The sequence below is a fragment of the Micrococcus sp. LASM2_SD2 genome (assembly GCF_057364565.1).
In genome coordinates, this window is the sequence record NZ_JBNFOB010000034.1 from 1 (window position 1) to 13,157 (window position 13,157).

A 13,157-nucleotide genomic window follows, 5' to 3' on the forward strand; every position below is an offset into this window, starting at 1 on the left:
CGGCGATGGCCAGGCCCGGGGCGCCGCGACCGAGCGGGTGGCGGGTGCCGGGCCGCTGGGTGACGAGGTTGCCGCGCGGCGGCTCCACGGTGACCAGGGTGGTGCAGTCCTGCCCGTCCCACACGGCCACGAAGGCGCTCATGCCCAGGTCCGCGGAGATCGCGGACAGCTCCGGCAGGGCTGCGGCCTGCAGGTCCTGCTCCACCCGGCGGGCCAGCACGGCCAGGCCGGGGGCGCCGTGGACGCGTCCGGCGGCGTCTCGGCGGACGAGGCCGTGGTCCTCGAGCGTGCGCAGGATCCGGTAGACGATCGAGCGGTGCACGCCGAGCTCGGCGGCGATCTCGGCGATGCTCGGCGGCCGGTGGGCGTCCGTGACGATCTCCAGCACCCGGATGCCGCGGTCGAGCGTCTGGGAGGAGGCGGACGAGGAGGCGCCGCGCGCGCCGGGGGCGGGTGCCGTCGTCGTGGTGCTGCGGGGTGCCATGGGCGGCTCCTCCTCCTCGAAACCCTTGTGAAGTGGCTCACGCCTGGCGTACAGTCTCGCACAGAACGTTCTCTATGAGAACAGCGTGTTCTCTATGCGAACACAAGGCAGCGAACGCCACCGAGGTGCCCCGACTCCCCGCGGCCCGCGCGAAAGGACCACGGATGCTCTTCCACCACCACGGCTACGTCTCCACCAACCCCCGCCAGTACGCCGCCGCCGGCGTCGGCCTGGACCGTCCGGCGGAGCTTCCGGACGAGATGGACGTCCTGATCGTGGGCGCCGGCCCGGCAGGCATGATCACCGCCGCGCAGCTGGCGATGTTCCCGGACGTCACCACCCGCATCGTGGACCGCCGCCCGCACCGCCTGGAGATCGGCCAGGCGGACGGCATCCAGGCCCGCTCCGTGGAGACCTTCCAGGCCTTCGGCTTCGCCAACGAGATCATCGACGAGGCCTTCGACCTCACCTACATGGCCTTCTGGAACCCGGACCCGGAGAACCCGGAGAACATCGTGCGCACCTCCCTCGCGGAGGACGACGCCGAGGGCGTGTCCGAGTTCCCGCACCTGATCGTGAACCAGGCCCGCATCCTGGACTACTACGCCGAGTACATGAGGAACGCCCCCACCCGCATGGAGCCGGACTTCGGCTGGTCCTTCGAATCCCTGGACGACTCCGGCGAGGGCGAGTACCCCGTGACCGTGACCCTGCGCCGCACCGGCGACGCCGAGGGCAACGAGGTCGCCGACGGCGAGACCCGGCAGGTCCGCTGCAAGTACGTGGTCGGCGCGGACGGCGCCCGCTCCGGCGTGCGCAAGGCGATCGGCCACTCCTTGTCCGGCGACGCCGCCAACCACGCCTGGGGCGTGATGGACACCTTGGCCGTCACCGACTTCCCGGACATCCGCACCAAGTGCGCCATCCACTCCAAGAACGGCTCGATCCTGCTGATCCCCCGTGAGGGCGGCCACCTGTTCCGCCTGTACGTGGACCTCGGCGTGGTGCCGGAGGGGGACAACGGCGGGATCCGCAAGACCCCGCTCGAGGAGGTCATCAAGCGCGCCCAGGCGATCCTGCACCCCTACACCCTCGAGGTGAAGGACGTGGCCTGGAGCTCCATCTACGAGGTCGGCCACCGCCTGACCTCCGGCTTCGACAACCGCGAGCGCGTGGGCGAGCCCACCGTGTTCCTGCTCGGCGACGCCTGCCACACCCACTCGGCGAAGGCCGGCCAGGGCATGAACGTGTCCATGCAGGACGGCTGGAACCTGGCCTGGAAGCTCGGCCAGGTGCTCTCCGGCCAGGCCCCGCGCGAGCTGGTGGCCACCTACTCGGAGGAGCGCAAGGACATCGCCAAGAACCTGATCGACTTCGACAAGGAGTGGTCCACGCTCATGGCGAAGCCGATCGACGAGCTCGGCGATCCGAACGAGGTGGCGGAGTTCTACACCAAGACCGCCGAGTTCCCGGCCGGCTTCATGACCGAGTACAAGCCGTCCATGCTGGCCTGGGAGGGCAACCAGGAGCTGGCCACCGGCTACCCGATCGGCAAGCGCTTCCGCTCCGAGCTGGTGGAGCGCTCCTGCGACACCAACACCAAGCACCTGGGCCACCTGCACAAGGCCGACGGCCGCTGGCGCGTGTACGTCTTCGCCGACGCCGCCGCCCCGACCGCCGTGGACTCGAAGGTCGCCGCCTGGGCGAAGGCGATCGAACAGGACCCGAACTCCTTCCGCAACCGCTGCACCCCGGCCGACGCCCCGCAGGACACCGTGTTCGACATCAAGGTGGTCTACCAGCAGAAGCAGGCCGAGTTCGCGCACCCGGACGTGCCGGCCCTGTTCAAGCCGACCTCCGGCTCCCTGGGCCTGTACGACCTGAACAACATCTTCGCCACCTGCCTGCCCTCGCACGGCCCGGACATCTTCGACGTCCGCGGCATCTCCCGCGACGGCGCGGTGGTGATCGTCCGCCCGGACCACTACGTCTCGGCGATCCTGCCGCTGGACGCCCCGCAGAAGGCCAACGAGTTCTTCGAGGGGGTCCTGCTGGACCGCGCCTGACCGGTCCGCGCCTGACCCGCTCGGGCGCAGCTCTGCCGGGACCTCCCCGACGGCGGCGCCGTCACCTCGGCAAGGTGGCGCGCCGCCGTCTGTCCTCGCCGCGCGGACGGCACCGGGGTGGGACGGCGTGCCGACCGGCCAGGCCACTCACCCCGTGTTCATCCGCGCCTGGGACAGTGGTGGCATGATCCGCTTCCTCCTGAACCTGCTGGTGAACGCCGTGGCGCTGTGGGCGGCCGTCTGGCTGCTGGACGGCATGGACGTCACCGCCACCCTCCGCCCGTTCGACGACCCCACCGCGAACACCGTCCTCGCCTACGCCGTGCTGGGCCTGCTCTTCGGTGCGGTGAACGCGGTGATCCGGCCGATCGTGGCGTTCCTGTCCCTGCCGCTGACCTGCCTGACCCTGGGGCTGTTCACCGTGATCGTCAATGCCGCGATGCTGGCCGTGACCTCCTGGCTGTCCTCCTTCCTGCCCGCGCAGCTGCACATCGACCGGTTCTTCTTCACCGCCGTGTTCGCCGCCGTGATCGTGTCCGTGGTGTCCCTGCTGATGTCCATGCTCACCAACCGGATCGCACCGGCGAGGGACCGGCAGGTGCGGCGCTGACGCCTGAGGGCAGGACTCACCTGTCGTAGGGCCACTGCTGGGGCCGGTGGCGTCGTTCCTGTTGCATGAGCTGCGGTTCTCTGCGTCCCAGAGCGACCGTCTTCTGCGCGACGACTCGCCCCTGGGTCATCCGCCCCAGGGTGGCCACCGTGCCCGCCGCCGCACCCCAGGCCTCCGGTCCACGCGCCTCCTGCGCCTCCACCAGGTCGCGGTACGAGCTCAGGTGATGGTGCTGCATCAGGCGCTCCGGCACATCCCCGAGGTGTGCAGGCAACTCCTGGGCGGCCTCGTACCCGTCCTGAACGGCGGCGAGGTCCCGGTCCGCGCGAAGTCGCCCGAGATGCTCCACGTACTGCTGGAACTCCTCCGTGGTGACGGTCGGCGTGGAGGACAGCGTCACGGTCACCCGGTCCACGGTGGCCGGGTTGGGACCGCCGTCCGCCGCCGCGGTCAGGTCGTGCTCGTCCTCCAGGTGCAGCACGGGTGTGCCCTCGGGCGTCCACAGGTTCGCCGCAGGTGCACCGTAGGTGTAGGCGCCGGCCATCTCGTACCGTTCCGCCAGGCTCTCGTGGGACAGCAGGTTCACCGCATGCAGCCCGCCCTGTGAGTGGCCGGCGGGCACAATGCGGGCGCCGTCGGGCACGCCTGCCTCCGCAAGGGCCTGGGCCACCGCCTCCCCCGTGCGCTCCGACCGCCGGCCCACGGCGTCCGCGATCCCCCACACGTCGATGAAGTTCATGTATTCCAGGCCGTCCGCCCCCACCCGGTGCCTCTCCTCCAACGGCACGCTGGCCTGCGTCCCCGGAATCGCCACGATGTACGTGTCCCGGCCGTCCGCGGCCCGGACCTGCGTGACGGCGATCCGTCCCGGACCCGCGCCGGAGGCCTGGTCCTGCAACGCCATGAGATCGCCGACACCGCCGTCGAGCCGACTCGGTCCGCCCGAGACCTGTTCGACCTCTCCCACGACGTCGACGGGCTGATCCATCGCAACGACTGTCAGGGCTTCTGCCAGGGTTCCTGTCGCATTCTCCCAGTTCACGACCTCGTCATAGGCGTCGCCCACCGGGCCGTCCATGACCCAGCCCGCCAGTGCGGCGGCCGGGTCCGCCAGCGGCTGCTTCGCACCGAGGGTGCGCCCCTTGGCGGCCAGCTTGCTCGCACGTGATCTTCCGTCCTTCCCCTCCGGATCCGCAGACTTCGCGCGCGCGCAGAGGCCTTGGCGTCGAAGAGCTCCCGGTGACGGGCGATGCCGGGCAGCTTCATCGCCCCGCCGAAGAGGCCGGCCGTGACCGCCGTGGCCAAGCCGGACTCGGCGATCGAGTTCAACGAGTTGCGCACGAGCCACTCCGCCTCGTCCACGCTGAAGCCGTCCTGGCCCTCCGCCCAGACATGGTCGAGAGCCTCCCCCGCCGCATACTGGGCGCGCTCCACCGCGTGCCGGGCGCCCCGTTCGGCCGCCCGGTAGCGGTCCACGGACATCCGCACCGAGGTGGCCGTGGTCCGGGCGATCTCCTGCACCTTCACGGCGTTGACCTCCAGCTCCCGCAGGCGCCCTGCCGCGGCCGTGACCGCCGGCGCGACCTCGGCGTGGGCCGGCAGCTCCTCGGCCCACCCGCGCAGCGGAAGCCGGAGGGACTCCAGGGCCGGTTCGAGCCGCTCCAACCCCACGCAGGCGTGCTCCAGGTCGTCCAGGTCCGCCATGACGGACGTCGGCCCGCCGGCGACCCGCGCGATCCCCGTGTCCTGTCCGCCGCTCATCCGCAGCCCACCGCCTTCCCCGCCTGGTCCAGCAGCTCCTGCTCGCGGATCGCCTCCGCCTGGACGGCACGGGCCTGTGCCACGGCGGCGGCCAGGGACGTCTCGGCCTCGTCCAGCAGGTCCAGCGTCCTGTTCCCACGGGCCTTCATGTCCGCCACCTGCCGCAGGTAGCCCCGCGCCGCGTCTGAGACCCACCGCACGTCCTCGGCCCAGGACAGGTGCCGCAACCGGTCCTCCCAGTCCTGGCGCTGCCCCCTGAGCCGCCCGAGCAGCCACTCGAGGTGTTCGACCGCGGAGTCCGCGGCCCGGCGCCGCCCGCTCACCCCGGAGCTCTCCCCCGCCAGCCAGCCGAGCACCCCGGTCTGGCCTGCCGCGCACGTCATCGCATTCGTCACCATGCCCCCGAAGCTAGGCGAGCGGCGCACCCGGGTGCGCGGCCGTCGTCGGGATCTGTGGACAGCGGCCGGGGACCGGGTGCCTGTGGAGGACGGGACGGACCGGAAAGGGCCCCGGCAGGACGCCGGAACTGGCGGCACCGGACGTATTGACCACGCCCCTGGGACGCCCTATCCTGAACGAACGGTCAGTAATTGTCCGCGCCCGATTCCGCGCAGGCGACGCCGACCGACGCCGCCCGCGAGAACACGCCGCAAGCAATGAGGTGACACCCATGGCAGAGAACACCACCACTCTGGCCGCCGTCGCGTCCGAGGAGGACGCCGCCGGTCAGGAGAACTTCGATCGTCTGATCGCCGAGGACTCCCGCATCGAGCCCCGCGACTGGATGCCCGCCGCCTACCGCAAGTCCCTGACCCGCCAGGTCTCCCAGCACGCGCACTCCGAGATCATCGGCATGCAGCCGGAGGCCAACTGGATCACCCGCGCCCCCTCCCTGAAGCGCAAGGCGATCCTCATGGCCAAGGTCCAGGACGAGGCCGGCCACGGCCTGTACCTGTACTCCGCCGCCGAGACCCTCGGCACCCCGCGCGACGTGCTGAACGACCAGCTGCTCCAGGGCAAGGCGAAGTACTCCTCGATCTTCAACTACCCGGCCCGCACCTGGGCGGACATGGGCGCCATCGGCTGGCTCGTGGACGGTGCCGCCATCTGCAACCAGGTGCCGCTCTGCCGCGCCTCCTACGGCCCGTACGGCCGCGCGATGGTCCGCATCTGCAAGGAGGAGTCCTTCCACCAGCGCCAGGGCTGGGAGATCCTCTACTCCCTGTCCCACGGCACCCCGGAGCAGAAGCAGATGGCCCAGGACGCCGTGAACCGCTTCTACGGCCCGGCCCTGCAGATGTTCGGCCCGCCGGACGACGACTCCCCGAACTCCAAGCAGTCGATGGAGTGGAAGGTCAAGCGCTTCTCCAACGACGAGCTGCGCCAGCGCTTCGTGGACATGATCGTCCCGCAGGTCGAGGCCCTCGGCCTGACCCTGCCGGACCCGGACCTGAAGTGGAACGAGGAGCGCGGCCACTACGACTTCGGCGAGCTCGACTGGGACGAGTTCATGTCCGTCATCAAGGGTGGCGGCCCCATGAACGTCCAGCGCATGGCCCGCCGCGTCCAGGCGCACGAGGACGGCGCCTGGGTCCGCGAGGCCGCCGCCGCCTACGCCCGCCGCCAGGCCGAGCAGAACGCGCCGGCCGACACCCAGCTGATCGGAGCCTGATCCATGACCGAGAACACTTCCGCCTCGAACGCCTGGCCGCTCTGGGAGGTCTTCGTCCGCGCCTCGCGCGGCCTGTCCCACGTGCACGCCGGCTCGCTGCACGCCCCGGACGCCACCATGGCCCTGCGCAACGCGCGTGACCTGTACACCCGCCGCAACGAGGGCACCTCCGTGTGGGTGGTCCCGGCCGAGGCCATCGCGGCCTCCGACCCGGACTCCAAGGGCGGCTTCTTCGAGTCCGCCCAGGGCAAGTCCTACCGCCACGCCACCTACTACCAGCAGTCCGAGGGGGTGCCGCACCTGTGAGCTTCGCGACCAACGACTCGGCCACCAAGCAGTCCGCCGGTGTGGCCATCACCGCCGAGGAGATTGCCGAGTCCGGCGCCAAGGCCTCGGAGGCCGTGGCGAACTACGCGCTGCAGCTCGGCGACGACTCGCTCATGCTCGGCCAGCGTCTGTCCTGGTGGATCTCCCGCGCCCCGGAGCTCGAGGAGGACATCGCCCTCGGCAACATCGCGCTGGACCTCGTGGGCCACGCCCGCTTCCTCCTGACCTACGCGGGCACCGCGTGGGGCAAGACCGAGGACCAGCTCGCCTATCTGCGCGACGAGGAGGACTTCCGGTCCGCCCGCCTCGTGGAGGCCGAGAACGGCGACTTCGCCAAGACGATCGCGCGCCAGCTGTACTTCTCCTTCTACGCCTACGAGCTGTACACCCGCCTCGTGGACTCGACGGACGAGACCCTCGCTGCCATCGCGAACAAGGCGCTCAAGGAGGTCCTGTACCACCAGGACCACGCCGCCGAGTGGCTGAACCGCCTCGGCCTGGGCACCGAGGAGTCCGCCCGCCGCATGCAGGCCGGCCTGGACGAGCTGTGGCCGTACATCGGCGAGCTGTTCTACGACGACGAGAACACCGCCGAGCTCGCCGGCCAGGGCATCGCCGTCCTGCCGTCCTCCCTGAAGGAGCCGACCATGGAGCGCATCGAGCGCGCCATCACCGAGGCCGGCCTCCAGGTCCCCACGGCCCCGACCGCCCGCGGCCTGGACCGCTCCGGTGCCACCTCGGAGTGGCGCGGCTACATCCTGGCAGAGATGCAGGTGCTCGCGCGTCGGTACCCGGAGGCCCAGTGGTGAAAGCCGCCGAGCTCCGTCCCGCCGACCCCGCCGACGCGAAGGTCTGGGACGCCGCCGCCACCGTGCACGACCCGGAGATCCCCGTGCTGTCCATCGCTGACCTGGGGATCCTCCGGGAGGCACGGGCGGAGGACGGTCGCGCCGTCGTCGTGATCACCCCGACCTACTCCGGCTGCCCCGCCATGGAGACCATCACCACGGACGTCAAGCAGGCCCTGTCTCGAGCCGGCCACGACGACGCGGAGGTCCGCCTGGTGCTCCAGCCCGCGTGGACCACGGACTGGATGACCGACGAGGGCAAGGCCAAGCTCAGCGAGTACGGGATCGCCCCGCCCGCCGCCCGGACCACCGACGGTCCGGTGCGCCTCGGCCTGGCCGTCAAGTGCCCTCGCTGCCACTCGCTCGACACGCGCGAGATCACCCGCTTCGGGTCCACCTCCTGCAAGGCGCTCTACACCTGCAACGAGTGCCTCGAACCCTTCGACTACTTCAAGGTGCACTGATGACCGAGACCACCGACGCCCCCACCGGCCGCAAGCGCCGTGCCGCGTTCAACACCCTCGAGGTGACCGAGCTGCGCAAGCTCACCTCGGACTCCGTGGAGGTCACCTTCACGGTCCCCGAGGAGCTCGCCGACGACTACGACTACGTCCCCGGCCAGTACGTCGCGCTCCGCAAGGAGATCGACGGCTCCGAGATCCGCCGCTCCTACTCGATCTGCGCCGTGCCCCGCCGCGGCGAGGTCCGCGTGGCCATCAAGAAGGACCTCGGCGGCAAGTTCTCCACCTGGGCCAACGAGGCCCTCGAGGTCGGCGAGAAGATCGACGTGATGAACCCGCAGGGCGCCTTCACGTCCCGCACCCACATCACCTCGATGAACAACGCCGAGGAGCTCGCCGCGGAGAAGGTGGCGGAGAACAGGAACACCCACCTGGTGGCCTTCGCGGCCGGCTCCGGCATCACCCCGATCATGTCGATCGCCAAGGCCGTGCTGTCCGCTTCGGACTCCGCCCGCTTCGACCTGGTGTTCGCCAACCGCTCCGCCATGGACGTCATGTTCGCCGAGGAGATCGGCGACCTGAAGGACAAGTACCCGGCCCGCTTCACCGTGAGCCACGTGCTGTCCCGCGAGCAGCGCGTCTCCCCGCTGCTCTCCGGCCGCATCGACGCCGAGAAGCTCGAGACCATCCTGGACCGCGTCATCGACGTGGACGGCACGGACGAGTGGTTCCTCTGCGGCCCGTTCGAGCTGGTGCAGCTGGTCCGCGACTCGCTCGCCAAGCGCGGCGTGGCCGAGGACAAGGTCCGCTTCGAGCTGTTCACCACCGGCCGCCCGGAGAACCCGGAGGGCCAGTCCGGCCGCGTGGTCGAGGCTGACCCGTCCGGTGACAACTTCACCATCGAGTTCAACCTGGACGGCCTGTCCGGCAAGGTCGAGTCGCCGAAGTCCTCGCACGAGACGCTGCTCAACGCCGCCCTGCGCGTGCGTGCCGACGTCCCGTTCGCCTGTGCCGGCGGCGTGTGCGGCACCTGCCGCGCCAAGGTCACCGACGGCACCTACGAGATGGACGAAAACTACGCGCTGGAGAAGGACGAGGTGGAGAACGGCTACGTGCTCACCTGCCAGACCCGCCCGACCTCGGACTCCATCACGGTCGACTACGACGCCTGATCCGCAAGCGCACCGCCCGCGTCCGGCACCCCGGCCGCGGGCGGTCGCGCATCCGCCCCTCCCCCGCCCTCCTGACCGACACGAAGGAGCAGTCATGATCGAGCTGACCATCGCCGACGGCGTCGCCGAAGTCGTCCTGAACGCCCCGCAGAAGATGAACTCCCTGGACGAGGCCTCCCTCGCAGAGCTCGGCCAGGCCTACGCGGACGTGGCCGCCGCGGCCGAGCGCGGCGAGGTCCGCGCCCCTGCTGTTGCGCGGCGAGGGCCGCGGCTTCTGCGCCGGCCGGGACATCTCGAACGTCACCCCGGCCGACGACGACGCCACCGCGTACCTGCAGGACAAGGTCACCCCGGTGCTGCGCGCCATGGCCGAGCTCCCCGTGCCGACCTTCGCCGCCGTGCAGGGCGCCTGCCTGGGTGTGGGCCTGGGCCTGGCGATCGCCACGGACGTGGTCTACGTGGCCGAGAACGCCAAGATCGGCTCCCCGTTCGCCAACCTCGGCGCCACCCTGGACTCCGGCGGCCACTGGCTGTTCACCGAGCGCCTGGGCGCCCACCGCACCCTGGACCTGATCTACACCGCGGAGCTGATCTCCGGTGCCGAGGCGGTCCAGGCCGGCCTGTTCTCCCGCTCCGTGCCCGCGGACGAGCTGCTCGAGTTCACCCGCGCCAAGGTCGCCCAGGTCGCCTCCGGCGCCACCCTGGCGTTCACGGCCTCCAAGGAGCTCGTCGCCCAGATCCGCGACCACCGCGTGGGCCTCTGGGAGTCCCTGGACGCGGAGAACGTCGCCCAGGGCGACCTCTGCGGCACCGCCGACTACTCCGAGGGCTTCAAGGCCTTCCAACAGAAGCGGAAGCCGGAGTTCACCGGCCGCGGCTGACCCGCGCCTCCGGCAGCCCGCCTCCCGACGACGGCGCCGTCACCTGTCGACGGTGACGGCGCCGTCGTCGTCCCCTCACTGAGCGACAGCTGAAGGTGACCTGTCTCACGATTCGGATGGATCCACGACTTCTACGTGACGCGGCTCACGACTCTCCGATAGAGTGGCGCCACCGAGTTCCCGACCGAACGGTCGGTTCCCCTCAGAGCACTCGGAGGCCTCGCCGCCACGGCGGGTCGGACACTCAACGTCCTCGCACCGTCTTCCTTCCTGGAGTCCACATGAGCACCACCTACACCGACGCACACGGACCCGTCACGCCGGAGCGCCGCCGTGAGGAGCGCAAGGTCCTCGCCGGCACGCTCGTCGGCACCACCATCGAGTGGTACGACTTCTTCATCTACGCCCAGGCCGCCGGCCTCGTGCTCGGCACGCTGTTCTTCGCCCCCATGGGCGAGGCCGGCCAGCAGATCGCCTCCTGGGCCTCCCTCGGCATCTCCTTCCTGGTCCGCCCGCTCGGCGCGATCGTCGCCGGCCACGTGGGAGACAAGTTCGGCCGCAAGGTCGTCCTCGTGTTCACCCTGATCGGCATGGGCGCGGCCACCGTCCTCATCGGCCTGCTGCCGACCTACGCACAGATCGGCGTTTGGGCCCCGATCCTGCTGATCCTCTTCCGCCTGCTGCAGGGCTTCTCCGCCGGCGGCGAGTGGGGCGGCGCGGCCCTGATGTCCGTGGAGCACGCCCCGCGCGGCAAGCGCGGCCTCTTCGGCGCCTACCCGCAGATCGGCGTTCCGCTGGGCATGATCCTGGCGACCATCATGATCTTCGGCATCTCCACCTTCATGGACGACGAGACGTTCATGTCCTGGGGCTGGCGCATCCCGTTCCTCTTCTCCTTCATCCTGATCATCGTGGGCCACTTCATCCGCAAGGCCTGCGAGGAGTCCCCGGTGTTCAAGGAGATGCAGCAGCTGAAGAAGAAGGAGTCGGCCCCGCTCGGCGACCTGTTCCGCGGCCACTCCAAGTGGGTCGTCCTGGCCGCCCTGATCTTCGCCGCCAACAACGCGGCCGGCTACCTCGTCATCGCCTACTTCAACGGCTACGGCGTCAGCGCCCTGGGCATGGAGCGCACCGAGACCCTCGCCGCATCCCTGATCGGCGGCTTCGGCTGGCTGGTCTTCACCCTGCTCGGCGGCTGGATCTCGGACAAGATCGGCCGCAAGCTGACCTTCATGATCGGCTACGGCATCGTGATCGTCTGGGCCATCCCCATGTGGTCCCTGCTGAACACCGCCTCGCTGCCGCTGTTCGCCCTGGCGATCTTCATCCTGACCATCGGCCTGGGCCCGTCCTACGGTCCGCAGTCCGCGATGTACGCGGAGATGTTCCCGGCGAAGGTCCGCTTCTCCGGCATCTCCATCGGCTACGCGCTGGGCTCCATCATCGGCGGCGCCTTCGCCCCGATGATCTCCGCGCTCATCCTGCAGCGCACCGGCAACCCGTACCTGATCGGCGTGTACATCGCCGTCCTGGGCCTGATCTCCTTCGCAGCCGTCTGCTTCGTCCCGAAGGGCATCCAGGACCGCAACCTGCACGACCACCGCGACGAGATCGGCGAGGACCCCGTCGCCGAGATCCGCGAGTCCGAGAAGCACCGCTGATCGGCTGCCCCGTCACCGCCCCCGGTGACACCCCGACGACAGCCCCCTCACCTTCGCGACGGTGAGGGGGCCGTCGTCGTCCCCGTGCGTCAGCGGGAGTCCTTCAGGAAGCGCTCGGCGCGGCGGCGCACGTCTCCGTCCTGCCGGGCAAGGTCCTCCACCCGGTCCCGCAGGGCCTCGGCACGGCGGACGATCTCCGGGCGGCGCTGCGATCCGGCCGGCAGCGAGGCCAGCGCCTCCGCCTCACGCCAGGCGGTGACCAGCGCGGACTCGTAGAGCCGCTGCCCGGCCTCCTGCGCGGAGCCGGCCGGACCCGCACCGAGGATCGCCACGGCGGAGATCTCCCGCTCGTCCCGGCCGAGCATGAGCTGCTCGAGCCGACCGCGGCCTGCCGCAGGGCCCGGCCGGTGCGACCGTGGCCCCGAAGCCCCAACGCCGTGCCGGCCAGCGCCTCCAGGATGCCGCCGACGGCCAGCAGCATCGCGGTGCCGCTGGCCGTGAGCACCGCCCACAGCGGGAGGAAGGACAGATCCGCCTCGTAGGTCCGGTTGGACTGGATGCCGCGCGCCACGTCCTCGATCTCGAAGGACACCGCGGCGGCCGTCATGCTCCCGTCCGAGACGCCCCAGAGCGGCGTGGTGGCGCGCTCGAAGCTGTAGGAGCCCAGCCAGGACTTGGTGCCCTCGTAGACGTGGCCGGTGAGCGCCGGCATCACGCCCCCGCGGCCGTCCGACCAGACCATCACGGGGATGATCACGGCGTTCGGCTTCAGCTCCCCCACAGCCTCGTCCGTGAGCTCCGGGAACTCGCCGATGAGCCTCTCGTTGCCCTCCAGCGCACTCTCCAGGGTGACCGTGCGGCTGTACTGGGTGTCCGTGGCCTCCGGGTCCCGGGTCACGTACTCCTCGGCCCGGCGCACCGCCACCGTCACGTCGAAGGACTCCGTCAGCGCCGGGTCCACGCGGCGGCGGATCTCCTCGGCGGTGAGCTCCACGTCCGAGGCCGGGAGCAGCTCCGCCCCGTCCACCGAGACCTCGCGGACCTCCTCGTCCCCCTGCAGGTACCAGTCCGGCTCGGCGGTGGCCTGGGCCGCCAGCGGTGCAGCCGCCGCACCGGCCAGGAGCACGGAGGCGAGGGCGCCGACCAGGCGACGTTCCCCTGCGAAAACGGAAGCGGCCGTCGTCGGGGATCCCGGCGGTGCCGGCGACCGTGGT

The 13,157-nt window shown here is 70.7% G+C and carries 12 protein-coding genes and 2 pseudogenes; 9 read left to right on the forward strand and 5 right to left on the reverse strand.

Annotated elements, in window-relative coordinates; genetic code table 11:
- Positions 1-484, reverse strand: a 484-nt coding sequence (locus AC2W7A_RS03490; RefSeq protein ID WP_485990139.1) for an IclR family transcriptional regulator, incomplete at its 3' end; no start/stop codon positions are given.
- Between the two features lie 164 nt (positions 485-648).
- On the opposite strand from AC2W7A_RS03490, the gene AC2W7A_RS03495 reads away from it, so the two are divergent.
- Entirely contained in the window at positions 649-2,550 is a 1,902-nt protein-coding gene (locus tag AC2W7A_RS03495) for an FAD-binding monooxygenase (RefSeq protein WP_485990140.1), read from the forward strand.
- Between the two features lie 184 nt (positions 2,551-2,734).
- On the forward strand, positions 2,735-3,160 hold the full coding sequence (locus tag AC2W7A_RS03500) for a phage holin family protein (RefSeq protein WP_485990141.1): 426 nt from the start codon (positions 2,735-2,737) through the stop codon (positions 3,158-3,160).
- A gap of 16 nt (positions 3,161-3,176) precedes the next feature.
- Here AC2W7A_RS03500 and AC2W7A_RS03505 read toward each other — a convergent pair whose 3' ends face one another.
- The 3 genes from AC2W7A_RS03505 to AC2W7A_RS03515 are packed head-to-tail and all read right to left on the reverse strand — an operon-like array spanning position 3,177 to position 5,319.
- Positions 3,177-4,148: a hypothetical protein gene (locus tag AC2W7A_RS03505; RefSeq protein ID WP_485990142.1), complete on the reverse strand. Its 972-nt coding sequence runs from the start codon at positions 4,146-4,148 to the stop codon at positions 3,177-3,179.
- Positions 4,149-4,198: 50 nt separating this feature from the next.
- Positions 4,199-4,921 carry a hypothetical protein gene (locus tag AC2W7A_RS03510; protein WP_485990143.1) on the reverse strand — a complete coding sequence of 241 codons (723 nt, stop codon included), beginning with the start codon at positions 4,919-4,921 and terminating at the stop codon, positions 4,199-4,201.
- Positions 4,918-5,319, reverse strand: a complete 402-nt coding sequence (locus AC2W7A_RS03515) for a hypothetical protein (RefSeq protein ID WP_485990144.1) — start codon at positions 5,317-5,319, stop codon at positions 4,918-4,920. The genes AC2W7A_RS03510 and AC2W7A_RS03515 overlap by 4 nt, the downstream gene beginning before the upstream one ends.
- Positions 5,320-5,591: 272 nt before the next feature.
- Between AC2W7A_RS03515 and paaA the strand changes: the two genes are divergently transcribed.
- The 7 genes and pseudogenes from paaA (at position 5,592) to AC2W7A_RS03550 (ending at position 11,943) form a co-directional block, all read left to right on the forward strand.
- Positions 5,592-6,593: a 1,2-phenylacetyl-CoA epoxidase subunit PaaA gene (paaA, locus tag AC2W7A_RS03520; RefSeq protein WP_485990145.1), complete on the forward strand. Its 1,002-nt coding sequence runs from the start codon at positions 5,592-5,594 to the stop codon at positions 6,591-6,593.
- Between the two features lie 3 nt (positions 6,594-6,596).
- Positions 6,597-6,899, forward strand: a complete 303-nt coding sequence (paaB, locus tag AC2W7A_RS03525; protein ID WP_485990147.1) for a 1,2-phenylacetyl-CoA epoxidase subunit PaaB — start codon at positions 6,597-6,599, stop codon at positions 6,897-6,899.
- Entirely contained in the window at positions 6,896-7,729 is an 834-nt protein-coding gene (gene paaC / locus AC2W7A_RS03530; protein ID WP_485990148.1) for a 1,2-phenylacetyl-CoA epoxidase subunit PaaC, read from the forward strand. The genes paaB and paaC overlap by 4 nt, the downstream gene beginning before the upstream one ends.
- A complete protein-coding gene (gene paaD, locus AC2W7A_RS03535; protein ID WP_485990149.1) occupies positions 7,723-8,232 on the forward strand; it encodes a 1,2-phenylacetyl-CoA epoxidase subunit PaaD in 510 nt (169 codons plus the stop codon). Before paaC ends, paaD begins: the two co-directional genes overlap by 7 nt.
- Complete coding sequence (paaE, locus tag AC2W7A_RS03540) at positions 8,232-9,401, forward strand: 1,2-phenylacetyl-CoA epoxidase subunit PaaE (protein ID WP_485990150.1); 1,170 nt, start codon at positions 8,232-8,234, stop codon at positions 9,399-9,401. Before paaD ends, paaE begins: the two co-directional genes overlap by 1 nt.
- 94 nt (positions 9,402-9,495) lie before the next feature.
- Positions 9,496-10,282, forward strand: a pseudogene (locus tag AC2W7A_RS03545) (enoyl-CoA hydratase/isomerase family protein).
- Positions 10,283-10,563: 281 nt separating this feature from the next.
- Positions 10,564-11,943, forward strand: a complete 1,380-nt coding sequence (locus tag AC2W7A_RS03550) for an MFS transporter (RefSeq protein WP_485990151.1) — start codon at positions 10,564-10,566, stop codon at positions 11,941-11,943.
- A gap of 103 nt (positions 11,944-12,046) precedes the next feature.
- Here the strand turns inward: AC2W7A_RS03550 and AC2W7A_RS03555 are convergent.
- Positions 12,047-13,157 (reverse strand): annotated as a pseudogene (locus tag AC2W7A_RS03555) (hypothetical protein); the annotation flags it as partial.

Bases quoted from the DNA above. Each gene is read 5' to 3' on its own strand.
- AC2W7A_RS03495 (WP_485990140.1), top strand. From the start codon at position 649: ATGCTCTTCCACCACCACGGCTACGTCTCCACCAACCCCCGCCAGTAC.
- AC2W7A_RS03500 (WP_485990141.1), top strand. From the start codon at position 2,735: ATGATCCGCTTCCTCCTGAACCTGCTGGTGAACGCCGTGGCGCTGTGG.
- AC2W7A_RS03505 (WP_485990142.1), bottom strand. From the start codon at position 4,148: ATGGATCAGCCCGTCGACGTCGTGGGAGAGGTCGAACAGGTCTCGGGC.
- AC2W7A_RS03510 (WP_485990143.1), bottom strand. From the start codon at position 4,921: ATGAGCGGCGGACAGGACACGGGGATCGCGCGGGTCGCCGGCGGGCCG.
- AC2W7A_RS03515 (WP_485990144.1), bottom strand. From the start codon at position 5,319: ATGGTGACGAATGCGATGACGTGCGCGGCAGGCCAGACCGGGGTGCTC.
- paaA (WP_485990145.1), top strand. From the start codon at position 5,592: ATGGCAGAGAACACCACCACTCTGGCCGCCGTCGCGTCCGAGGAGGAC.
- paaB (WP_485990147.1), top strand. From the start codon at position 6,597: ATGACCGAGAACACTTCCGCCTCGAACGCCTGGCCGCTCTGGGAGGTC.
- paaE (WP_485990150.1), top strand. From the start codon at position 8,232: ATGACCGAGACCACCGACGCCCCCACCGGCCGCAAGCGCCGTGCCGCG.
- AC2W7A_RS03550 (WP_485990151.1), top strand. From the start codon at position 10,564: ATGAGCACCACCTACACCGACGCACACGGACCCGTCACGCCGGAGCGC.